Origin of the sequence: Chitinophaga qingshengii, from assembly GCF_014529935.1 — a bacterium.
Taxonomy (GTDB): domain Bacteria; phylum Bacteroidota; class Bacteroidia; order Chitinophagales; family Chitinophagaceae; genus Chitinophaga; species Chitinophaga qingshengii.
Map to the genome: position 1 here is coordinate 86,213 of NZ_JACVFC010000005.1, position 23,597 is coordinate 109,809.

Sequence of the window (23,597 nt, forward strand, 5' to 3'; positions counted from 1 at the left end):
AAGATAGGGTCAGTTTCACCAGAGCAGCGCTTTTTTTATTACGGTCTGGTAAATACGGCTGTTCTGCCCAGCAGCGGTGTACCAACATATCCCCTGACTTCCAGTTTCTCTCCTTTCAGACTCATGACACTGTTGTAAGTCTTACCACTTTTAGGATCGTACACTTCCCCATCTATCCATTTGCCATTCTCGAATTTGAAACCGGTTAATATCACCTGGTTCATTAAAGGGCGTCCCCTGCGGGCGGCATCTTTGTTTTTACCGTCTTTCCGGGGCGTTTTCCCATCCGCCTCCAGTGGGTCTTTCATCCAAACCAGTTTACCATAGTACTTTCCGGAGGATTCATAAATTTCTATTTTACCATCTTTCTCCGGGTTGAGCCATTGCCCGTTGATACTATTGGCCGATTGGGCAAACCCTGTGAGGCTGGCTATACACAAACCCATTATCCATGTCAGTCGTTTCATAATTTAATCTTTAGTGTAAAGAAAAAACAAGCGAATGGTTTTTTTTTGAAGATAGATTAAAAAATGGGAAGTTGATCTACCTTATTTAGTGCTGGCCTTACCCTTTTTTGTTAGAAATAGATTCCTGCTTTATTTTCGTGCCTGGAACCATTATATTGAAGATCATGAGATTAAATGTAAAAACATCCCTGGTGGCGCTGGCATGCCTGCTGTCGGGCTTTGTGGCGAAAGCACAGGACGAGGGGGCTATTAAAATGCTGAAGCAGTTTTATACCAGCTATATCACGGAAGAAGCAAAAAATGACGTAGATGAGAAGAAGATCAATTTGCTGAAAAAGAAGTATTGTACAACCGCCTTGCTGAATAAGCTAAAACATATGGAACTCGATGCCGATCCGTTTGTGCATGCGCAGGATTATGATGCAACGTGGATCAATACCTTGTCTGTCCGTAAAGATGCAAAGCTGGCGGATGTATACCATGTTTCCTATCTGGATGCCTATGCTAAAGAGAAAAATACTATCAAGGTACAGGTAGTCAAAGAGGGGAATAGCTATAAGATAGCCGCTTTACAATAAAATATCATCCCAGGGCCGCTCATAGCCCTGGGATGGTCTTATTCTATTACCAGCTACAGGGATTAAACCAACGCTGCGCACCTGGAGTTGCTAGTCCCTTATAATGATATTCGTTGGCTTGCGGATCATAATCATAATGAGCGCCCCATGCTTTCGCATGCCGCACCGTCATTTCAATAGCATCCAGGATAAAGTTAATTTCCTTTACAGTCATAGTAGGGTGAATGGATAGCCTTACCCAGCCTGGTTTACAGGATAAATCCCCGGAAAGAATGCCTTGCCGTATGGCGTGGGACCGCTGTTTATCTACTCCCAGCAACAGATGTCCATAGGTACCGGCACAGGAGCAGCCACCCCGCAGTTGTATCCCGAACCGGTCATTGAGCAGGCGAACGACCAGGTTGTAATGCATGCCGGTAACGATAAAGGATACTACGCCTAATCGGTGGGTTGCCTGTGGCGCCAGTACCTGCAAACCATTTATCCGGGATAACCGTGCAAAAACGAGGGATAATAATTCGGCCTCCCGTTGCAGGATATGACTCACCTGCATCTCCTCTTTCAGCCGGATACACATAGCAGCCTTGATTCCTTGCAGAAAGGGCGGCGTGCCTCCATCTTCCCTTTGTTCGATGTCTGTTACATAGATATGCTCACCCCATGGATTGGTGTAATCAACGGTACCCCCTCCGGGCTGATCGGGGATGGTATTGCGATACAATGTTTTGTTGAAAACCAGTACACCGGGAGTACCCGGTCCTCCCAGGAATTTATGCGATGAAAAATAGATGGCATCCAGATAGGTGTCTGTTTCCCCGGGGTGCATGTTAATCGTGCAGTACGGCGCGGCGCAGGCAAAATCAACGAAACAAAGGCCTCCTTGTTGATGAATCATCCCGGCGATCTGGTGATAAGGTGTTTGAATACCCGTAACGTTGGAACAGGCGGTAACGGCGGCTATTTTGTTGGGCCGGTCTTTATACTGTTCCAGTAAAGCGCTGAAATGCTGCAGGTCCACCTGTCCGTTAACATCGGCGTTAATCACTTCCACGGTGGCAATGGTTTCCAGCCAGCTGAGATGATTGCTGTGGTGTTCCATATGGGTGACAAAAACCACGGGGCGCAGTTGTTCATCCCGGAAGGTACTGGCGATGTAATCGGCCGTCCGTTGGGGAACACGCAGCCCCAGTATTCTTTGCAGCTTGTTGACGGCGCTGGTCATGCCGCTGCCACAAAAGAGCAGTACATCGTCCTGGCCGGCGTGTACATGGGCTTTGATGATGTCTTTGGCGGTTTCATAGGCGGTGGACATCAACGTACCGGTGATGGTCGTATGGGTGTGGGTGTTACCCACGAAAGGTAGTACCTGTTGTTGGATACATTGTTCTATCGGGCTATAGGCGCGGCCACTGGCGGTCCAGTCGGCGTAGTGTAAGCGCATTTTCCCAAATGGGGAAACGAATACCTGCTGCTGCCCAATGATATGCTGCCGGTAAGCGGTAAAATAGTCTTCCAGTCTGTTTGCACAGGGTATAGGGGCTGACTGCATGATGATCAGGATTTAGCGGGTTTAAACATGGCGTGCGGCGCTTTGCTGATATACCCATGAAAAAAATGCGCTCCCACAAAAGGCAATGCTATAAATGCTGCCAGCATCACCAGCTGACCTACGGATACTTTTTGTATGGGCGGCCGGTTTTTGGTGTCACATACCTCGCCGGGACAATGCTGCACCTTGTTTTTAAAGAAAAGCGGGTACACCAGGCAGCCCAGGCAGATACCAAAGGCGGCTTCGAAAAACAGGAATATCAGGCAGATAAAACATACAGCGGCTGTAATAGGCCCGTAGGCGTTCACCACTAAAAAGAGATAAAACATGGCGCCGGAGAGGATTATCCCTATACTCCAGGCAAACCGTTTCTGGGGAGCGCCTACGTATTCGGGTACTTGGTTACGTACGATTAAACGTCCCAGGATCAGGGTGGGAGAGAACCGTGGATTGATGAACACACGTATCAGCAGGTCCAGTAAAAAAACGGGGATCACATATTTCAGTAAAATGAAACTGCCGTCAAAAAGAATGAACATCAGGGAGGTATAGGTGGCGAGGAAAAGAATGCCTGCAGCAGCCCTGATCTCTCTTTCATTTAAAACGGGGATATCATAACCTGCTACCTGCTCGCCGAATTGTATAAACTTGTTCATGTTGTTAAGGTTGAAAGTGAATATTTGTTTGCCGGCAGTATAAAAGTAGATTACCGGCGCCGTTGCCGTTATGGCTGGTCAACAAACAACGGTTTCCGGGGTACAGACAGCGATATGGCGTCAAGCAGTGCAACCGATTAGGAGAGAAAAAAATATTTATCGACATTTATCCTATTAAACAGGAGAATGAAAAAGCTGTCTGATATCAAACATTACCAGTTGTACCTATGGCTGATACCAGGTTTCCTGGTATTGAACCTGCTGGAAGACCTGGCACAGCAAAGCGGTAACTTCCCGGCCAGGATGGTCAACGAGGTATGGCTGGTCATCTTTGTGTCGGTGGTCAACTACAGGCTGCTGGAGCATACGGTCCCCAAACTGAGCTGGAAAAAGGCTTTCAGCGGTTTTTTTACTTTGTTGTTATACGGCTTCGCTTATTCCATCGGGTTGTTTTTATGGCGGGCGCTGGGGCTGACCCTGCATATTTTTACCGCTTTGGGAGAACCGGTTCCCCTGGAAGACAGGATAGGAACGCTCCTGGGATATAGTATAAGTGCTATTCTTTTCTTTGCTGTTATCCGTCACCTGTACCTTCATTTTAAACTGAAGCGGGATGCGCAGCAATTGCTGATCGTCAGCCAGCAGGCAGAGTTGAATTACCTGAAGTCACAAACCAATCCCCATTTCCTGTTTAATACGCTCAATAATATTTATTCACTGGCAAGGGATAAGTCAGACCTGGCGCCGGAGTCTATTTTGCGGTTATCCAAAATACTACGGTATATGTTATACGAAACCGGTGAACCCTATACTGCGGTGGAACAGGACCTTAAAATTATGGAGGATTATATCGCCCTGGAAAAGCTGCGTTATGATGATACCCTGCGGGTGAGCTTTAATTACGACCTGGAAGACATGCGGCAGTCTTTGCCCCCGCTGCTGCTGATACCGCTGGTGGAGAATGCTTTTAAACACGGTGCTTCCGAAACCAGGGAAGCGCCGTTTGTGGATATACATCTCTCCATTAAAAACAGACAGCTATATTTTGTGGTGAAAAATTCTACCGGCGACCCGGTAGGTAACGGAAACGTACAAACGCAGATAGGGTTGTCTAATCTGCGGCGGCAGCTGGAGCTGCTGTACAAAGATTATAGTCTCGATGTGCAGCAGGGCAATTTCCAGTTTACTGCCACACTTAAAATTAACCTGGCAAGCCATGTCTAAAATAAAATGTATTCTCATAGAGGATGAACCACTGGCCGCAAAAGTGCTCAGCGACTATATCTCGCAGGTGCCTTTTCTGGAATTGCAGCAAGTATTCAAAGATGCGCTGCTGGCCTCGGAGTTCCTGATGCGCGAACAAACGGATCTTATGTTCCTCGATATTCATCTGCCTAAATTAAAAGGCATGGCTTTCCTGAAAACGCTGATCAATCCGCCGGCAGTAATTGTTACAACGGCCTATCACCAGTATGCGGTAGAAGGATTTAACCTGAATGTAACCGACTATCTGCTCAAGCCATTTGAATTTGAACGTTTTTTGACGGCGGTCAATAAGGTGAAGGCCGCACAGCCAAAGGCTGCGGAGGAAAGGGATTTTATCTTCGTGAGTGTACAGAAACGCAGGGTCCGCATCCCGTTTGCAGAGATATTATACGTTGAAAGTCAACGGGAATATATCCGGATTGTGACCACGAAGCAGGAGTATATCTCCAAAATGAGTACCCATGAAATAGAGGCGCTGTTACCTTCCGCGACTTTCAAACGGGTACACCGCTCTTTTATCGTGGCGGTGAATAAAATTGAATCCTATACGGCGGAAACCATCTCATTACCAGGCACTTCTATTCCAATAGGACGAGGATACAAAGATGTGATAGATGATCTTTAATAAGTAAAACACATAATTCTGGAAACATTCTGGAGAAATTGTTAATGAAGCATGATGATTTGATTATGTTTATGTGAAATCCCTTTACCCTGCTATATTCTACGCTAATTACACGACACATTTGCAGTGCTAAAATTAAATTATGGCCACTGCAAAAAAATTTACCAAACTAATTTTTTCAGCATTTCTTGCATCTGTCACACTGGAAGGCTACTCGCAGGTAATCAAAGGGCGGGTAACGGATGCTTTAACAGGGGAGCCGCTGGTGGGCGCCACCGTGGTACTGAAAGGTACTTCCGGTAAAGCCATCGTAAAGCTGGACGGGTCTTTCCATTTTAAAAACCTCCAGCCGGGCGACTATGAGCTGATAGCCACCTATATTGGTTATTCCGTGGCTAAAGCCGGCCCGGTACGGGTTAAATCGGAGCATGATGCAGCAGTGATCAACATCCTGGCTAAGCCGTTGCACAGCGATCTTTCCGGGATTACGGTAATAGGCAGCAAAGGCGACGAGGCAGGCGCCAGAAGCCAGGAGCAGAAAGCCAATCAGGTGGTGAATATCCTGTCTTCCAAAACATTGCAGCTGTTGCCCGATATCACGGTAGCCAATGCCCTGCAAAGGGTCAGCGGTGTCACCATCGAAAAGGGAAGCTCCGGTGAAGGCCGCTATCCCATTATCCGCGGTATGGACAAACGGTATATCAATACCCTGGTCAATAATATCAAAATACCCAGCCCCGACAATAAAAGCCGCTTTATTCCGCTGGACCTCTTCCCGTCTGAACTACTGGAAAGACTGGAGGTCAGCAAAAGTCTCACTCCTGCTATGGAAGGTGATGCCATTGGCGGTACCATCAACCTGGTAATGAAAGATGCGCCTGCCGCCAAATTGCTGCAGGTGAATGTTTCCGGCGGCTATAATAACATCTTTGGGGAACAACCCTTTCAATCCTTCTCTACCGGCAGCATGAATAAAAGGTCTCCCAACCAGATCAATGGACCTGCCTATGCAGCGAAGGAGGCTGAGTTCCCGCTGGGGCATATGGATTATACCCCAAAATCCGCGCCTGTCAATACTACGGCAGGGATCACGGTCGGCAACCGCTTCGGTAAAAACAAAGCGCTGGGGGTTATCTTATCCGGCAGTTACCAGAATCAGTACCGGGGAACGGCTACTTCCGTATTTACCACCGCTACCACACCTAATGTGGACAATATCCCTTCTTTTGAATTTCTCCGGGAAAGAAAGTATTCTACCCGTACCCAGCGTATAGGGGTGAGCGGTAAGGCAGATTACCGGTTCAATCCCCGCAATAAAATCTCCCTGTTTTCCACGTATGTCAACCTGGATGACCGCCAGGTGAGAACATCCATCGATACCACCAATGCTATCAACCAGACGCTCTCTTATTCATCCAGGACCACCTGGCAATACCAGTCTATTTACAACGCTACCCTGCAAGGCGAACATCAACTGAGTAATACCGGTAAAGTGGATTGGTCGGCCGCCTATTCTATGGCTAAAAATACCATACCCGATCAGACCTCCTTTTCCCATGGCGGTTTGAGCGTAGACAGAACGGGTAATAAAGTGCAACTGGCCGGTGAAGATATCCTCAACTCGATGAACCGCAGCTGGATGAAAAACAGCGACAGGGATCTGTCCTTTTATGCCAACTATACCAAAGAAACAAAATTGTTCAACCGCTTTTTTGAAGCGAAAGGCGGAGCCTTGTACCGGCATAAAAACCGAGATAATTTCTACAATTACTACACCCTGAATCCCCTGCGTATTAATGGCAATAACCAGCTGTTTACCACGGTAGATGCTGCTCAGTTTACTTTCATCGGATCGGATGCGACGGCGCAGCTTAACGGTAACAACTATACGTTCACCGAAGATATTACTGCGGGTTACCTGCAAGGTAAATGGCAACTGACCCACCAGCTCGAAGCATTGGGCGGTCTGAGAGTAGAACATACCCATCAGCAATACAACACCCAATTACCGCCAACGGCAGATTACAAAGACGGGACCATTACCTATACAGATCTCTTACCCAGCCTGCAATTAAAATATCAGCTGTTCCGTAACCAAACCCTGCGCCTGTCTTATTACAAAGCCATCGCCAGGCCACAGTTTTCCGAACTGATACCGGATGGTCCTGACAACTACGAGCTGTTTAAAGAAAGAGGTAACCCTGAAGGGCTGCAGCACTCTACGGCGCATAATTTCGATTTCCGGTACGAACTTTTCCCGGGCAAAGCAGATCAGCTGTTGCTGGGTGTTTTCTATAAAAGAATCGACGATCCTATCGAATTGTCGGTGCGGAAATTTGGTTACAATACCCAGGTGTTTAAACCGGTGAATATCGGTACCGCCGCTACCAATTATGGTTTTGAAGCGGTCTTCATTAAATACGTCGGTTCCTTCGGTATCTCCGCCAACTATACGTATACCCATTCCCGTATCACCAACGATAGTATGCTCTATAAATACCGTGACCCGCAGCTGGGCATCACGGACAAATATATCTCAGAAACCAGGCCTATGCAGGGACAGGCCAATCACATCGGCAACCTCTCGGTACTGTATAAAAACACCAGTACCGGTACCGATGTACAGGTGGCGGTGGTATATACCGGCGAACGGTTGGCCATCCTGAACACCTATGCAGGCCTGCACTACTGGCTGCAACCTACTACCCAGCTGGACTTGTCGTTTGAACAGCGTATTTACCGGAAGCTGACTTTCTACGGAAAACTTAACAACCTGACGAATACGCCTACCATTACGGCCATGCATTTACCTTACAACAACTATCTGCAGAAAACCAGCGTGCCGCTGAGCCAGCAGTCCACGCCCGATGATAAAATCGTGGTGCAGAAAGACTATTTCAAAACCTCTTTCTTATTTGGTTTCAGATACAAACTCTAAAAATAGCTGTATGAAACATCGCATTTTACATATTGTTTCCCTGTTGATTTTGCTGGCATGCGGCGTTGCATGTAATAAGGCGGAAGATCAGAAAGACCTGTACAAAGCGCCTAAAGCCATTGCCTCGCCGGTGAGTGATGCCGCTTGCCTGGGATCAGACCCGTTGAACAATGCCATTAAAGGCACCATGCTGGCGGGTAAAACCTATACCGTATGCGGGGATATTTTTGTGAATGAAAATGATACCCTTATCATTCAGGAGGGGGTAACGATCAAGTTCACCGGCAACTTCGGACTCGGAGTAAGAGGAACACTCATCTCTTTGGGTACACAGGAAAAGCCCAACCTGTTTACTTATCCGGGTGTTCAGAAAACAGATACCTATGGTGCAGATCCTAACCAGGACCCGGCGCTCCGCGGTAAGTGGGTGGGTATCATCGGTGGACCTACCTGTCCGCTGATGGTGATGAAATGGACACGTATTGAATTTGGAGGCGCCGCTATCCCGGCAGCCAGCGGTATCCGGCAGATTTATGCCAACCCTTACCCGCTGTTTTTCCAGAATCCCAACGGTGTTTTTGTAATGGAAGATTCCTGGATATATGGTAGTGTGGATGATCCGCTGCGTATCCTCGGCGGTAAGGTATCTATCATGCGGAATACCTTTGAAAAATGCGGCTATACGGGCGGCGAAGCCATGAACGGGAAAGCGGGTTTAAGAGGTGATTTTGCCTATAACCTGTGCATCGGCATGGCGACCAATGGCCCCAAGCTATCCAATGCCGGCGCTATTGCCGGCGTACCCAACAGCAATATGAGAATGTATAACAATACCATCGTTAACTGCGGTTACAGACGTTCCTCCGCAGGCCGTGGCGGTTCTATCAATTTTGAAGAAGGCGCTGGTGGTATGGCTTACAACAACCTGATTGTAAACTGTAAGTTTGGTTTGCGCGTAGTACAGAACCCCATCGCAGATACTGCCAACCTGGCTTACGGTTACAACTACACGTATACTGATTCCGCTTCGGTGGCTAACAATATTTATCCTTCCATGGCTATCAGTGTGTGCATCAGCAAAGCGCCGGCGACAGATTTTCCGGCCCCGGCTTCTTTTTTGCCGGCCGGATGGACTCCCGGTACCGCCTATACGGCCAATGCCACTATACCGGGGGCCAACAATCCGCAGTTTGTCAATGGCCCTTGCCCCATGCCTGCCGGACTTAACCTGCGCGATATTTCTTTTGTAGGTAAATATGATTTTCACCTGAAAGCCGGCTCTCCGTGTATTGGTAAAGGTTATACCGGCTTCAGACCGAGGGCGGACGTACCGGTGGACCCTATCTATGGCGCTACGGAAATAACGCCGCCGGGAAAAGATATGGGCTGTTACCAATTCAATGGTTATGGCAACAAACACTGATGTTAAATATTGCATAGCATGCTGAAGAAAACTTATTTTTTGTTACTGGGTTTATCCCTATGCTGCCAGGGTCTGAAAGCCCAAACCGGCCAACCTTTTATTACACCGCCGTATTTGCAGATAGGCTATCAGCCTTCGGCCACTTCGCTGGAATTGTTATGGCATAGTACCGACAGCAGTACTAACTGGGAAGTAGAAACGAAAGCTGTCGGTACCAACACCTGGAAAAAGACCAGCCCTCCGGAAGCTACCCGGGTAGCGGTGGCAAACATCGGTACCCACTTCGTTTACAGAACATTAATGACCGGTTTGCTTTCCGGTAGCGACTTCCACTACCGGATACTGAAAAACAAAAAACTGGTCTTCTCCGCCAGGGGAAAAGCCCCCAAAGAAAAGGACCAACCCTACCGCTTTGTGGCCTTTGGCGACATCGGCGCGGGTACTCCCAGCGCTAAGGCGCTGGCACAGCAGGCTTATGGCGTTCATCCCGATCTGGTAGTGGTGCCGGGAGATATTGTATACGAAAGAGGCCTGATCTCCGAATACCGGACTAAATTCTGGCCGGTATACAACGCTGATACAACCAGTGCGGAAGGTGCGCCACTGATGCGCTCCATTCCCTTCGTGGCGGCTATGGGCAACCACGATGGTGATACCCGGGATCTTAACAATCACCCGGACGCGCTGGCCTACTATGCTTTCTGGGACCAACCGCTGAATGGCCTGCCAGCCGCGGAAGGAAGCGCCGTAGTGCCTTTCATGAAGGCTACGCCGGAAAATAAAAAAGCCTTTGAAACCGCTGCGGGAAAGGCTTACCCCGTGATGAGCAATTTCTCTTTCAACTACGGTAATACACATTGGACAGTGATTGATTCGGATACTTATGTGGATTGGACCGATAGCACTTTGTTGAAATGGGTGGCCAATGACCTGGAATCCGCTAAGGACGCCGTCTGGAAAATGGTGGTGTTTCATCATCCCGGATTCAGTTCTGCCCGGGACCATTTCGAACAGCAGCAAATGCGGTTGCTGTCGCCCATATTGGAAGCAGGTCATGTGGATGTGGTGCTGAACGGACACGTACACAACTACCAGCGCAGCTTTCCGATGCGTTTTGCACCGGATAAAAAAGGCACTTTGCTGGTGGGCGGTAAAGACAATAAAACCATCCGCGGCAGGGTGGTAAATGGAAAATGGACGCTGGACAAAACTTTCGATGGACAGTCGCAGACTAAACCCGCCGGTATCATTTACCTGGTTACCGGTGCAGGCGGACAGGAACTGTACAACGTAGATCAACAAACGGATACCGATTCCTGGCAGCCATTTACTCACAAATTCATCTCCGATATTCATTCCTTTACGGTGGCGGATGTAAACGGAAATAAAATCATTTTCCGGCAGCTGTCGGAAGAAGGGAAAGAGTTGGATACCTTCACGATCTCCAAATAAATCACAACGGGCGTCTCTGTCATCAAACAGACGCCCGTTGTTTTAAAAGTTGCAATTCGGATTTTTAAGCATTACATTGTAAGAAGCAAAATACATGTAGATGTTTAAGCGCTCATTAATTGTATGGCTTGCACTAGCCCTGACCGTCTGTCATGGAGGAACCACAGCAGATAAAACCATAGAAAACCGGCAGTTGTTGGAAGTAGCGGGGATGCAGAAAGATCTGACCATTTTATGGGAGGCTTTCCGGGATATTCACCCCGCCTATGGTTTATATACCTCCGGAGACAGCTTACAGGCAGTTTATAAAAAAACACGCGATGCCATTCGGCAGCCATTATCGGAAAATGAATTTATAGCGGCTATTTATCCCTTTGTGAGTGCTTTAAAATGTGGACATACACAGGTGAAGAATTCCGTGCATTATAAACCTGTCGCAGCGGACGGATTACCACAGTTGCCATTTCAGGTACTGGTACAAAACGACAGGGTGTGGGTCACTACACATCAGCTGAAGACTCTGCAAACCGGCGACGAATTGCTGAGTATCAACGGGGTACCGGTGGCGGATATCGTTGGTCATGGTGCCGATCTGTACGCTGCTGACGGCAACAACAGGACCTTTAAGGAACTGTTTTTAAGTGAATATGGTGGTTTTGAAGATGCCTGCAATAAATACTACCGTTGGAAACCACCTTACGAAATTAAGCTGAAAACGTTACAGGGGACCCTAAAATCCATTACAGCAGATACCTTGCCGGATAAAGCGCCGCTGGCTGAGGTAGTACAGGAAGTGGATAATTACAAAGATTGGAGCACCGCTTCCAGTACCGATTACCTACCCCTGCGTTTCCTGAATAATTCAACCACCGCCAGCTTTGAAGTGCACACTTATCAATATGGCGATACTCTCATCTATGAAAAAGCATTCCGTGAAATCCGTGAAAAAGGCATCAAAAATCTCATCATCGATTTAAGACACAATACCGGCGGCGATTTGAGGGTCGCCGCAAAGCTGTTAACCTACCTGGCTGATACACCCTTTCAAATGGTCGGCGACCTGTGGGCAAGAGTCCCCGATCCCGGCGCCACTCGTTTTGAAAAATACTTCGATACCGCCAGGACTACAAGCTTTATCCAAAGTTTTAAACCAACAGGAATCAGGAAGAATGGGCATTACCAAATAGATTTTCAACCTGATTTTGGACCTATGCTTAGCAACACAGGCCTGGATAAAAAAGACCATTATAACGGCAAAATGGTTGTGTTGATCGATGGGGCCACCTTTTCTTCGGGAGCCCATACGGCGGCAGTGATTAAACAATACTGTCCGTCGGCTGTATTTATTGGGCGGGAAACGGCAGGTGGTTCCGAAGGTTGCAGTGGTGGTTCCATTCAACGGCTAACTTTGCCCAACACCGGAATCGTGATAGAGTTCCCTTTGCTGCGCGTGGTGTCTGTATTAAGCCACCCCACCTTTGGACACGGTATCATCCCGGACTACGTGGTGGCCTATACGCCGATGGATATACTCACTAAAAAAGACCTCGATTTACAAAAGGCTTTGGAGATAATAGCCAGATAATACCCCGTTAATACAGCTTTTTTATATATCAATTCTCTACCGGTGGCTTGGTCAACAGATTTTCTGCATCTTTTGACTTAGCCACTTTTATTTTCCCAAACTTATACAGAAAGTTCACTCCGAAAGAACGGTAGGGAATATATAACAGGTTGGTCGCGTTCAGATTTACGGTCTCCTGGACTGTTTTTTGTTTCAGGTTTTGGGAGAAAGGATTGACAGCTACCAGACCAATGCTGCCTTTGTTGTTGAATAACTGTTTCTTCACGGCAAAGGTATAGGTGAGGAAGTCGGCCTGCCGTCCCTGCCAGCGGATACCCGATTTATAGTTGCCAAATACTTCTGCTATCAGGTCTTTCGTGATCTGCCAGCTGGTATTGAGATTCATGCGGTACTCAAACCCGCTGATACGATTGGGAACGGCGTGTATGTTGTCGGTCTCGCGCCGGTATACCTGTACATTTGGCCTGATGGTAATCACCCTCCCCAATGCCAGGCTGCCGGAGATATTGGCGCCGATACGGGTTTCTGACGCGATATTGTCCCGCCGGATCACATTCACGTTGTCGTATACAACATCGCCTATCGTAAATTGCGGGTGGAAAGTGGTGTAAGACTTAATATCCGGACTGTTATGGGTATACAGCAGCACGATGTTGAGGTTGTTATCTCCATTGAAATTCCGGTTATAGCCCAATTTAAAATCATGGCCAATCTCCGGTTTCAAAAAAGGATTACCCATGGTGATGTTATGCGGATCGGCCAGATTGACGAATGGGTTTAAGTCACGATAGTCGGGCCTTTCCAGCCGGTAGGCGTAACTGAAGGACAGGGTTTGTTCTCCCTTAAACGTATGGGCGACCGTGATAGACGGCCCGGCATTGTTGTAATCGGGGATGGTGGTGCTGGGCGCCTTATCGTAAGTGGCACGGTTGGTAGTGTATTCCCAGCGAAAGCCGGCGAGTACGCTTAAATACTGAAACAGGTTCAGGGTACCGGAAACATAACCGGCATATACCTGGCGTTTAAAAACCGAGGAATAAGATTGTTGCGCATCGGGGGTAAAACCGCCTTCAGCCGGATTATAGGAAAGTACCTGCGCGCTGCTGGACAATGTTTCCATCTCTGTTTTTACACCGGCTTCGAGTAAAAAATCCTTTGTAATGGGATGAGCATAGTCGATGGCCCAACTGAAAAGCTGGTCAGTACCGGGATTGTGGCTGCTGGATCCGCCGGATATTGTTTCACTGTCTTTGTTACGCTGGGTCTGGGAATAAGACGCCAGGTTGTTGCCGTGACTACTGTACAATACAATGGATAGCTGTTGTTTGTCACGTTTGAATTTATGCCGGTAGTCCAGCGATAGGTCCAGCGATCCGTTATTGACTTTCGTCAGCGCATTTCTCACACTGGATTCTTCTGAAAGCAGGTGTCCGTTCCCGTCTTTGGTATTGTTATATTGCCGGATGATACCGTCATTACTGTTGCCAAAGTGGTTGTAGCTTAATGAGAAGCCGATATTATCCCGGGTGCTGGCATCCCATTCCACACCGATACCGGTCTGGTAGCTGTTACGGTAAAAGTCATTCACGCCGCTTTGTTGCAGATAATATTTATTGGTGGAAAAAGAGTCCGTGGCAAAACGTTGGTTCTCTGTCTTGGTTTGGGCCGTCAGTTGAGCGCTGCCGTTGAAATAGCCCGTTACAGATAAATTGTTGGCTTTGTAATAGAGGTTAAGCGCTCCATTTTCCAGCCGGGTACCGGCGGTGGCATTGATGGTGCCGCCAAAGCCCTGTGTTTTATTTTTTTTCAGGATGATATTGATGATGCCTCCGGTACCTTTTGCATCGTATTTGGAACCGGGACTGGACATCACCTCTATGCGCTGTATCTGGGATGTGGGAATGGATTGTAAGGCATCGGCCACACTGGCGCCGAACATCGTAGAGGGTTTACCGTTAATCAGGAACTGAACGCTGGGATTGCCCAGCAGCTCTACGTTGCCGGAGGCGTCTACGGTTACCTGGGGAATCTTGCGTAATACATCGGTCACCATGCCGCCCTGGGAGGTGACATCCTGGTCCACATTATATACCAGCCGGTCTATCTTGTTTTCCACCAGTGCCTTTTTACCGGTCACTAAGACGGTGTTCAGTGTTTTACTGGCGGTTTGCAGTAAAATTTCTTTTTCAATAATACCCTTGTCGGTGGTCGTAATGGTAATCTGCGTATGGTAGGGCTCAAAACCGGCATAGCCGACAGTTAACTGGTACCCGGCTGCCGGAAGGGCATGCAGGGTAAAGGTGCCGGCACTATCGGTAAATCCGGTAGCGTAGTTTTTTGCGCTACCTGCAACAGTAAGGATAACGGTGGCCCTGTCCAGCGGGCGGCGACTGTCGGCATCTCTCACGACTATCTTCAGTGAAGCCGCACTTTGTGCATAGCTGCATTCAACGACAAAAAGAAGGATAGCTGCCAGCACTATTTTTGTAAAGGTCATATCATCGGCTTAAATATGTGCCGCAAGTTAACAGGCAATTCTGGGTGCTTTCTGTAGAATAGGGGCGTCTATTGCCAGTGAAAGGAAAAATAATGCAAACCGTTTTTGTATTCGTAGGCAGGGGAGAGATGGGATACAATGCATATCTGTCTTACAATGGAGAGCCCCAGACCGTTATACGCATTGTTGACAGCGCTTTTATAAAACCGGAAAAAAACTTTTTCGCCGTCCAGGGCTTCGTAGGCGCCGGTATTGGCAATATGAACGGATGTATTGTCCAATGAAATATGAATCACGCCGCCTGGCCTGTTATGCCGCGTGGCGTTGCTGAACAGGTTGTTCAGCAGGATATCCAGCAGGTCTGCATTCATCTTCACAAAAGAAGGGTATACCTGAAGGCTATACGAAATATCGCTATCTTTCCAGATCTCCTCAAACTGGCTGACCTTCTGCTGCAGTACGTCATGCAGGGGTATCTCCCGCTGATCGCTGAATTGGTTGTTCTCGATTTTAGTCAGCAGTAACAGGGATTGGCTTAATCCCGATAAACGGGTAACAGCGCTATACGCTTCTGCCAGTACTGCTGTTTGTTCTTCCGTGAAATTGTCCTGCTGGATCAGTACGTCCAGTTTGGACCGGATGATGGCGAGGGGTGTTTGAAACTCATGGGACGCATTTTCCGTAAACTCTTTCAGCAGATGGTATTCCTTGGTGGCATTGCTGGTCACCAGCTGTAGGTGTTCGTTCATAATACTGAACTCCTCGATGTTGCTCTTTTTAAATTCTACGGCATCAGTATTATTCAGCCGGAAATTTTTCAGGCTGTTGAGCGTGCCATAAAAGGGCCGCCATAAGCGGGATACCACGAAACGGTTTACCAGTGCCAGTACCACGATCAGCAACAGGATCATCGTCATGGTAATCAGCATCACGGCTTTGGTGATATGTTTGATTCCTTCCAGTGGCCTGCTGATGATGATATTGTAATATTGCCGGCCGAGGGAGACGGAAAACGTCAGGGTACGGCCAATATGTTTTTTCCCTTTTACGGTGATATCCCCGTTAACGTAAGTCAGATAAGGTTTGTCTACGGGGTGGGAGACAGGCTCTGTTGAAATCAGCAAATTATCATAGGTGGTGGGCGCAGGGAGGGCATGATACGTTTGCACGTAACCGTTAACCCGGTCCATGGCATCTTCCAGGCTTTCGTCCAGCTCGTTGAGCAACACATTTTTAGTCAGTTTGTAACTGGCTATCCCGAAGAGGATAAACAACAGGGTGAGGATGAAAAAGTTGTGCCGGTTATAATGCACGATCAGCTTCATGCTACGTGATTTTCTTCCGCGATGAATTTATATCCCATGCCATAGAGCGCTTTGATATAGTCGGGGCAGCCCTTTTCTATCAGTTTCTTCCGGAGGTTTTTAATATGGGAGTAGATGAAGTCATAGCTATATCCCAGCATGGCGTAGTCTTCCCATAAATGATCGGCAATAGCTTCTTTGGTAACGATCCTGTTTTTGTTGCTGATAAAATACAACAGCAGTTTAAATTCTTTTTTGGTAAGGTGAATCTCTGCGTTACCGGTTTTGACGGTTTTGTCCAGCAGGTGGACTGTCAGCTTATCAAAGATGACAATATTATTACCGTCAAAATTTTTCCTGCGGATAATGGAATTGATGCGGGCGGTGAGTTCCGCCAGGTGAAAGGGTTTGGTCAGGTAGTCGTCGCCGCCCAGCTGCAGGGCGTTGATTTTGTCGTCCAGGGAATTGCGGGCGGAGATAATGATGACGCCGGCATCGACCTTGCGTTTTTTCATATGTTGCAGCAGCTCCAGGCCACTGCCTCCGGGCAGGTTGATGTCCAGCACAATGCAATCATAGGCGCTGCTTTCCAGCATGCTTCTGCCTTCAGAGAAATTATAGGCGGCATCGCATAAATAATTGCTTTGCAGGAGATAACTATGGATGCTTTTAGTCAGGGGCTTTTCGTCCTCAATAATTAGTAATCTCATAGTTTGTAGGCTTACCCTGCAAAATTGGTTATTTAAGCCTTATGTGTATGTTAAGTTAATATGAAATTTGTCCGGCCGGACATCTGTTATCAGGTTATTTTTTTCGTTTGTAGTGTAGTTGTACCAGCCCTGTGTCAAATGTTTTGGCGGTCATAAACTCAAGGACTTGCTCAGGCCTTCCGTCTTTAAATAACCGGGTACCGTTGCCTAATAATATGGGAATAACGGAAATGATAAATTCATCAATCAGGTCGCTTTTGAGCAGTTCGTTGATAACTTCAGCTCCGCCGTCACAGTAGATGTTTTTCCCGTTTCCGTTTTTTAATTGTTGTACTAACGTGGTGATGTCTCCTGTGTGGAAATGTATCCTGCCGGTATCGGGTCTTTCGGTTCTGGTGATCACATACACGTCTCTTTGGCCGTTGTCGTAATGGGAAGGGCCAATTTCTTTCAGCACATAATCATATGTTTTTCTGCCGATGATGATGGTGTCAATGGTGGAAGTAAATTCCGTATAGCCATAGTCTTCCCCTTCCTTTTCTACCAGTTTCAGAAAGCTGAGGTCGTCGTTGGGTTGGGCAATGTAGCCATCTAAACTGGTGGCAATAAATAGTGATAATTTTCGCATTCGTTCGTTGATTTAGTTACTGTTGTAAAATTAATACCCCTTTATCATTTCTTTATTGGAAAAAAGCGACAAATTAAAGCTGTGACGGTGAAATGCCGGTGTGCCGTTTGATTTCGTTGGTGAGATGCGAATGGTCATAAAAGCCGCATTCAAAAGCAATATCGGCCAAGCTTGGCCTGTTACCGGCGTTCCGGATGATGCTGAGCGCTTTCTGAAAACGGATAATGTTTGAATATTCTTTGGGAGAGATGCCGATTTGTGTCTTAAACTGCCGTTCTAACTGACGTGGGCTGGTGAAATGCCGCTTTGAGAGTTCTGAGATATTAAATTGCCCGTTGGAGGCGTGTATATCGTTGATGATGGATTGTAGCTGGATTTTTTTGTCTTTAATACGATCTGAAAAAAAATAGTTCAGATAATGGAAGGGGGTTTCCCGCATTTTGTTGAGATCAAATGAATAGGATCTTTCGAATGCAACGGTATTATCTTTTAGCTCATGTTGAGAAGCATAATGATAGAAGTTTGCAAACGTTGCCGGTTTAAGGCAAACACCCAACAAATGTGTATGGGGTGTTATAAAGCTGTCTTTAAAAGCAGTCATGGCGCCAACGGCATACGTTTTTCCAAACTCCATGGCCACTGCTCCGTTGTCGGTCAGACAGGTATCACCCAAATTGATGACCACACCGGCGCATCCATCCGGGAAATTACGTTCCCATTGATGGTCGTGTTCGGTTCCTTTTAGTTCCCAGTAAGCATGGATAAAAGGCGTTAATGTGGAGGACGGTTTTATTTCGCAGTACTTCATTTGTCCGGCAAATGTACACAATTACTTCCAGTCGGGATTTTCGGCGGCACACCGTATATGGTGGGCCAGGAAGTATATAATTTTTTCATGTAGATATTTTATTATTTAGAAGCCCTCTAAATGATAAAATATCTACATGAAAAAATGGCCTTATCTCACCACAGTAGCTTCCAGTTCTACCTTCAGTGTTTCAAAAAGACCGTTTACTTCCAGCACGGTCAGTGCTGTTTTAACCTCGTGCCGGGCAATCCATTCCTTGTAAAGATCAAAACAGGTGGCGATGAATTCCGCGGAAGAGGTGCTGTAGATGGTTAACCGGGCAATACCGTTGCAGGCATATCCCGCCGTGTTGATTACCTGTTCCAGGTTCTGCAGCGCCAGTTGGAACTGCGTACGCATATCATCCGTACTGGAACGTCCATCGGGATGTACGGCTGCCTGACCTGAGCAGTACAGGATGCCGCCGGGTTGTTTGATCTCTACGGCTTGGGCATAATTACGCTCGTCCTGCCATTGCCAGGGATTAATGATTCGTTTTTCCATGTTGTTGTTGGTTTGTTGCGGACCCTCAAAAGTCCGGCGATAAAAAAAATGTACCCTGCAAAGTTGGACTGGGCGCCTTTCTTTTTATGTGACAAACCGCACATTTTTAAAACGTCAGGAAGAATGCCAAAGTCTGCTCAGGGTTTCTCTGGAAACGCCGAGGTAGGAGGCCAGGAGGGCTTTGGGAACGCGTTGCAGCAAGGTGGGATACCGTTGTAACAGTTGCTTATACCTTTCTTTGGCGTTGGCCGTGAGGAATGATAGGATACGTCGTTGTGAACCAATATGACCGGCGTTGGCTTTTTGCAGAAAAAAATGCTCCATTTTCCGGAGTTGTGAGCATAGCAATTGATATCCTTCCAGGGAAAGGCTATATACCACCGTATCTTCCAGGCATTGCAGCGACATAGTGGCCCGGGTTTGGGTAAAGTAGGCGAGGTAGTCGCTTTCCCACCAGTCTTCCATCGCAAAAGAGACGATATGCTGCTTCCCGGAATCATCATCGTATATGAGCGTTAGAAGGCCCGAAACAACAAAATAGCAATGGCGGACAGGCTCTCCCTGCCGGATCAGAAAATCCTTCTTTTTGACCGTTTTAGGCACGAAATGGGAAAGTACCAGGGCAAACTCTTCGTCGGTCAGCGGAACTATTTTTTCTATGTGTTGCCGTAGCTTTTCCTGCATATATAACGAGATGAAGTTGAATCCCCAAAGTTAAGGGTATCCTGTCCGGCGGAAAAATCCCTTTTTTACGGGATAGCACGGTGTCGGATAATACTGTAGCTTAACAGACACTTCTCTTTTAACCTCTAATTTACAAACGATGAAAAAGAAAATGCATTTGCAGAAACTCGTGTTGAGCAAAAAAGTCGTGGCGCGTTTAAGTGAGTCGCCAACGGGTGCGGTGGCAGGAAGAAAAATTTCGGACCCGCTGACGGAGAATCCCTGTGATCCATTGCCTAGCATGGTGTTTTGCACACGCCGGGCATGTTAAAAAGAATGGGTGCTGTTTTCAAAGAAAACAGCACCCATCAGCCATGCAGGCACTCAGGCTTTCCACCAGTTGTAGTAATTATGTTCGTTGTCCACTTCAAAACCCGTTCTGGGGTATAACTGGTTACCGATGGTGTTCGTTTTTTCGGTTTCCAGCAACAGGCCGCAGGCGCCTGTTTCGTCGCAGAAAGCCTGGCAACGTTCAATGATCTTAACAGACAGGCCGCGTCCTCTGTAATCGGGGTCTACAAACAGGTCGCTCAGCAACCATTGACGCTCGAGCTTTTTGTAATGAAAGAGAGAATAGAGCTGTGCGAATCCCACAGCTTTCCCATCTACTATCGCCAGGAAGGTGTCTGACTCTCCGTTGGTAATCCTTTCGCGCAGAAAATTTTTACCTCTTTCCAGATCGGAAGGCTGACGGTAGAAGATCCGGTAACTGTTGAATAGTGCTGCGAATTCGTCGAGATGTTCAATTCCCGCTTTGACAATTTGTACCATTTTTATGATGATTTAGCGTTTGAGTTAACGGTTATTCCACTTTCACCGATTCATTCCAATAGTAGCTGTCAGGTGTAGGCCGTTGTCCGAATACGGCGGTGCCTACACGAACAATGGTGGCGCCTTCTTCGATAGCGGTTTCAAGATCTCCGCTCATGCCCATCGACAGTTCCAGCATCTCCACGCGGGGAATACGGGCAGTGGCAATCTGTTGCTGCAGGGACTTCAGCAGCCTGAAACATGCACGGACCTTTTCGGTTTCTGCACTGAGCAAACCGATGGTCATCAGGCCTTTTATTTTTAAGGTAGATAGCTGGGATACACCCTCTATCAGACTGATGGCTGCTTCCGGCGGGATACCGAATTTGCTTTCTTCGCCGGAGGTGTTTACCTGTATCAATACATCCAGGGTCTTTTTTTCTGACAGCAGCCGCTGGTGTAACTTCTCCGCCAGGTCCCATCTGTCCAGCGATTGCAGGCAGGTAACATCATACTTCAGCAGGTCCTTGATTTTATTGGTTTGCAGGTGACCGATAAAATGATTTTCATGCGGGATGTTTTTTAACGCTTCATATTTTTCTTTCAGCTCCTGTATTTTGTTCTCCGCAATCAGGGTGTGACCAGCTTCCAGCGCTATCCGGATGCGCTCCGCCGGCACTGTTTTGGTGGCGAGCAGCAATTTCACTGCTGCCGGGTCCCGGTGACTATTGACGCAGGCTTGTTGTATCCTGTTTTCAATTTCCCGGAGATGTTGTAAGATGTCTTCGCTCATACCTCCACTTTTTTTGGTGATGATTCCAGATGGGCTATTAACCTGGCTTTTACCTGGGTATAAACATCGTCTTTCGCTTCCGCGAAGGAAATGCCCATCTTACGTTCTATCTGCCGCATATGTTCCGGGAACCGTTCCAGGAGTTTGTCGTAATACGTGTTCAGCTCGGCAGCAGCAGGCATTTCAAAAGGAATATGCAGCTGGAATCGACGCAGCAGCGCCTGGTCGATAATGTCCACATGGTTGGTGGCGCAGATCAGCAACGATTTTTCCGGGTAATAGTCGATCAGTTGAATGAGCGTATTTACCAGGCGTCTCATTTCCCCTACATCGCGGTCGTCGTTGCCTCTTGCTTTCCCGATCTGATCAAATTCATCGAGGAATAATACCGCCTTTTCACGGGCGGCTTTATCAAATACCGCTTTCATATTTTGCGATGTTTCCCCGATACGGGCGCAAACGATATTGCTGAGGTTTAAGATAAACAGAGGCTTACCCAGGGCATGGGCAATGGCTTTGGCGGTAGTGGTTTTGCCGCAGCCTGAGCTGCCATGCAGCAGTATCTTGTTGTTGACAGGCAGCCCATACTGGTGAAGCTCCTCCACATAATAATGTTCTTTTATCAGCTGTTGAATCGATTGCCGTTTTGCCGTATGCAGAAAAACGTCTTCCAGTTGAGTCGTCTCTTTGTCGGTGATAATCAGATCATATACATTCATGCTGGCTGCGGTTGGTGTTTAAAAGGTAAAAATGACGCCCCAAAGTTACGGTGCTGCACATTACCTTCCTGATTGTGATACAAAAGTACGGTGTGGCTGGATGAGGGGAGTGGTCCAGATTTGACAAAAGGATATAGTCCAGCCGGTTACAGAACTTTCTTTATCTTTGCAGTCATCGCTAATAACAGAAGTATGCCGGATATTGTAAACGCGTAGTTACCGGTTCTCCGCCGGTAATAGATACGCACCTTTTTAAGGAATCAAATTTTTACACACCTGTACTGCATAGTCCCAACTTTGCAGCAGGAAAACTATTATCTGGCAATGAATACAAACACTTATATCATCAGAAAAGAAATACCATCCGATATCCGGCAAATAGACGCAGTAACGAAAGCCGCGTTTTCATCCGCAACCCATGCCAGTGGTACCGAACACTTGATTGTGCGGGCATTGCGGGCATATCAGCAGCTGACCATTTCCCTGGTAGCCGTGGCCGGCGACCAATTGATCGGTCATGTCGCTATTTCCCCGGTAACGGTATCATCCGGAGAAGCGGGCTGGTTCGGACTGGGGCCGGTATCCGTGCTGCCGGCATGGCAGGGCGCCGGTGTAGGTTCGTCGCTGATCAGGGCTGCGATGGCTGCATTACAGGAGTCATCGGCCAACGGCTGCGTAGTACTGGGTGAACCGGCTTATTACGGCCGCTTCGGTTTCCGGGTCAATGAACGGCTACGGTATCCGGAAGCGCCGGCGGAATACTTCCAGGTATTGGCATTCGACAAGCCGGTACCGGAAGGAACGGTGCAATACCACGATGCTTTTTATGTAACGGAATAAAACAAACAAGGGGCCTCGCAAAGGCCCCTTGCTCATAGCGGTTATTGGTATCGGATCATGCAAAAAAAACATATATTCACAGGGTAAACGCTTTACTGCGGCCAATTTTTAGTAATACTTATATACGATGCGCTTCATTTATCAGGACGAAAAAATTATCATAAGGGAATTTAAATCAGAGGAAGGCATTTTGTTCACCGGCTTGTTTAAAGACCCGGAAGTTACCCGATATCTTCCTTACCGCTCTCCGGAGCAATATGAAGAGTTGTTTCAGATTGTGCTGGACACCAACCACCATAATATCTTCAACCGCTGGGGTGTTTGGGATGTGGTCACCAACGACTTCATCGGTTGCTGCCTGGCGCGGCCCTTTGTGGAAGTGCCGGGGCAAGTGGAAATAGGATACACCCTGGCACAGGCTTTCTGGGGAAAAGGAATCGGGACCATTATCAGTAAAGCATTGGTGGACTATTGTTTTCGCCATCATGGCGCTCAGGAAATCGCTGCACTCACTGACCTGGATAATATCGGCTCCCAGAAAGTACTGGAAAAAACGGGCTTTGTCCGGCAGGCGAACCTGGTGCGGGAAGATAGGGAGCTGGCTTATTTTGTGATGGAACGACCGGCATAACCGGTAAGGAAACATGGACATCAGAGATTAACCGGGACTGTTTTTGCTGGCATGGAATTAACAAAATTAACAATGGCAACAGAAGCGCAAAAGCAGGAAGAGAATACAAAGT

23 protein-coding genes are annotated in these 23,597 nt (G+C 47.5%); 10 read left to right on the top strand and 13 right to left on the bottom strand.

The window, feature by feature from the left end; translation table 11 throughout:
* Positions 1-38: 38 nt before the first annotated feature.
* Positions 39-467 (bottom strand): DUF2147 domain-containing protein, encoded by a 429-nt coding sequence (locus ICL07_RS27430; RefSeq protein ID WP_188091268.1) that lies wholly within the window; start codon positions 465-467, stop codon positions 39-41.
* A 164-nt stretch (positions 468-631) separates the two neighbouring features.
* Here ICL07_RS27430 and ICL07_RS27435 point away from each other — a divergent pair, with 164 nt between their 5' ends.
* A complete protein-coding gene (locus ICL07_RS27435; RefSeq protein WP_188091269.1) occupies positions 632-1,045 on the top strand; it encodes a DUF3828 domain-containing protein in 414 nt (137 codons plus the stop codon).
* Positions 1,046-1,091: 46 nt separating this feature from the next.
* Here the strand turns inward: ICL07_RS27435 and ICL07_RS27440 are convergent, their stop codons facing one another.
* Complete coding sequence (locus ICL07_RS27440; RefSeq protein ID WP_188091270.1) at positions 1,092-2,594, bottom strand: aminotransferase class V-fold PLP-dependent enzyme; 1,503 nt, start codon at positions 2,592-2,594, stop codon at positions 1,092-1,094.
* Between the two features lie 5 nt (positions 2,595-2,599).
* Positions 2,600-3,250, bottom strand: coding sequence for a DUF4395 domain-containing protein (locus ICL07_RS27445; protein ID WP_188091271.1), 651 nt, complete (start codon positions 3,248-3,250; stop codon positions 2,600-2,602).
* Between the two features lie 186 nt (positions 3,251-3,436).
* Between ICL07_RS27445 and ICL07_RS27450 the strand changes: the two genes are divergently transcribed.
* The 6 genes from ICL07_RS27450 (at position 3,437) to ICL07_RS27475 (ending at position 12,539) form a co-directional block, all read left to right on the top strand.
* Positions 3,437-4,474 carry a sensor histidine kinase gene (locus ICL07_RS27450; RefSeq protein WP_188091272.1) on the top strand — a complete coding sequence of 346 codons (1,038 nt, stop codon included), beginning with the start codon at positions 3,437-3,439 and terminating at the stop codon, positions 4,472-4,474.
* Positions 4,467-5,141 carry a LytR/AlgR family response regulator transcription factor gene (locus ICL07_RS27455; RefSeq protein ID WP_188091273.1) on the top strand — a complete coding sequence of 225 codons (675 nt, stop codon included), beginning with the start codon at positions 4,467-4,469 and terminating at the stop codon, positions 5,139-5,141. The genes ICL07_RS27450 and ICL07_RS27455 overlap by 8 nt, the downstream gene beginning before the upstream one ends.
* 142 nt (positions 5,142-5,283) lie before the next feature.
* Positions 5,284-8,079 (top strand): TonB-dependent receptor, encoded by a 2,796-nt coding sequence (locus ICL07_RS27460; protein ID WP_188091274.1) that lies wholly within the window; start codon positions 5,284-5,286, stop codon positions 8,077-8,079.
* Between the two features lie 10 nt (positions 8,080-8,089).
* Positions 8,090-9,502: a hypothetical protein gene (locus ICL07_RS27465; RefSeq protein WP_188091275.1), complete on the top strand. Its 1,413-nt coding sequence runs from the start codon at positions 8,090-8,092 to the stop codon at positions 9,500-9,502.
* Between the two features lie 18 nt (positions 9,503-9,520).
* Positions 9,521-10,954 (top strand): metallophosphoesterase, encoded by a 1,434-nt coding sequence (locus tag ICL07_RS27470; protein WP_188091276.1) that lies wholly within the window; start codon positions 9,521-9,523, stop codon positions 10,952-10,954.
* Positions 10,955-11,054: 100 nt separating this feature from the next.
* A complete protein-coding gene (locus ICL07_RS27475) occupies positions 11,055-12,539 on the top strand; it encodes a S41 family peptidase (RefSeq protein WP_188091277.1) in 1,485 nt (494 codons plus the stop codon).
* Positions 12,540-12,567: 28 nt separating this feature from the next.
* Here the strand turns inward: ICL07_RS27475 and ICL07_RS27480 are convergent, their stop codons facing one another.
* From ICL07_RS27480 to ICL07_RS27510, 7 genes are all read right to left on the bottom strand, one after another.
* Complete coding sequence (locus ICL07_RS27480) at positions 12,568-15,036, bottom strand: TonB-dependent receptor (RefSeq protein WP_188091278.1); 2,469 nt, start codon at positions 15,034-15,036, stop codon at positions 12,568-12,570.
* 68 nt (positions 15,037-15,104) lie between these two features.
* The gene (locus ICL07_RS27485; protein ID WP_188091279.1) at positions 15,105-16,361 is read right to left on the bottom strand and encodes a sensor histidine kinase; all 1,257 of its coding nucleotides are present in this window, start codon (positions 16,359-16,361) and stop codon (positions 15,105-15,107) included.
* Positions 16,358-17,050 (bottom strand): response regulator transcription factor, encoded by a 693-nt coding sequence (locus tag ICL07_RS27490; RefSeq protein ID WP_188091280.1) that lies wholly within the window; start codon positions 17,048-17,050, stop codon positions 16,358-16,360. Before ICL07_RS27490 ends, ICL07_RS27485 begins: the two co-directional genes overlap by 4 nt.
* Before the next feature lie 94 nt (positions 17,051-17,144).
* Positions 17,145-17,678, bottom strand: a complete 534-nt coding sequence (locus ICL07_RS27495) for a dihydrofolate reductase family protein (RefSeq protein ID WP_188091281.1) — start codon at positions 17,676-17,678, stop codon at positions 17,145-17,147.
* 73 nt (positions 17,679-17,751) lie between these two features.
* Positions 17,752-18,486, bottom strand: coding sequence for a helix-turn-helix domain-containing protein (locus tag ICL07_RS27500; RefSeq protein ID WP_188091282.1), 735 nt, complete (start codon positions 18,484-18,486; stop codon positions 17,752-17,754).
* Between the two features lie 150 nt (positions 18,487-18,636).
* Positions 18,637-19,029 (bottom strand): RidA family protein, encoded by a 393-nt coding sequence (locus ICL07_RS27505; protein ID WP_188091283.1) that lies wholly within the window; start codon positions 19,027-19,029, stop codon positions 18,637-18,639.
* A 114-nt stretch (positions 19,030-19,143) separates the two neighbouring features.
* Positions 19,144-19,713, bottom strand: a complete 570-nt coding sequence (locus tag ICL07_RS27510; RefSeq protein ID WP_188091284.1) for a Crp/Fnr family transcriptional regulator — start codon at positions 19,711-19,713, stop codon at positions 19,144-19,146.
* Positions 19,714-19,864: 151 nt separating this feature from the next.
* Here ICL07_RS27510 and ICL07_RS32835 point away from each other — a divergent pair, with 151 nt between their 5' ends.
* Positions 19,865-20,023: a hypothetical protein gene (locus ICL07_RS32835; protein ID WP_425490652.1), complete on the top strand. Its 159-nt coding sequence runs from the start codon at positions 19,865-19,867 to the stop codon at positions 20,021-20,023.
* A 53-nt stretch (positions 20,024-20,076) separates the two neighbouring features.
* Here ICL07_RS32835 and ICL07_RS27520 read toward each other — a convergent pair whose 3' ends face one another.
* The 3 genes from ICL07_RS27520 to ICL07_RS27530 are packed head-to-tail and all read right to left on the bottom strand — an operon-like array spanning position 20,077 to position 22,014.
* Positions 20,077-20,523, bottom strand: a complete 447-nt coding sequence (locus ICL07_RS27520) for a GNAT family N-acetyltransferase (RefSeq protein ID WP_188091286.1) — start codon at positions 20,521-20,523, stop codon at positions 20,077-20,079.
* A gap of 31 nt (positions 20,524-20,554) precedes the next feature.
* Complete coding sequence (locus ICL07_RS27525; RefSeq protein ID WP_188091287.1) at positions 20,555-21,295, bottom strand: YggS family pyridoxal phosphate-dependent enzyme; 741 nt, start codon at positions 21,293-21,295, stop codon at positions 20,555-20,557.
* Positions 21,292-22,014, bottom strand: a complete 723-nt coding sequence (locus tag ICL07_RS27530; protein WP_188091288.1) for an AAA family ATPase — start codon at positions 22,012-22,014, stop codon at positions 21,292-21,294. Before ICL07_RS27530 ends, ICL07_RS27525 begins: the two co-directional genes overlap by 4 nt.
* 324 nt (positions 22,015-22,338) lie before the next feature.
* Here ICL07_RS27530 and ICL07_RS27535 point away from each other — a divergent pair, with 324 nt between their 5' ends.
* Both ICL07_RS27535 and ICL07_RS27540 read left to right on the top strand, forming a co-directional pair.
* Positions 22,339-22,854 carry a GNAT family N-acetyltransferase gene (locus ICL07_RS27535; protein WP_188091289.1) on the top strand — a complete coding sequence of 172 codons (516 nt, stop codon included), beginning with the start codon at positions 22,339-22,341 and terminating at the stop codon, positions 22,852-22,854.
* 127 nt (positions 22,855-22,981) lie between these two features.
* Complete coding sequence (locus ICL07_RS27540) at positions 22,982-23,485, top strand: GNAT family N-acetyltransferase (RefSeq protein WP_188091290.1); 504 nt, start codon at positions 22,982-22,984, stop codon at positions 23,483-23,485.
* Positions 23,486-23,597: the final 112 nt, after the last annotated feature.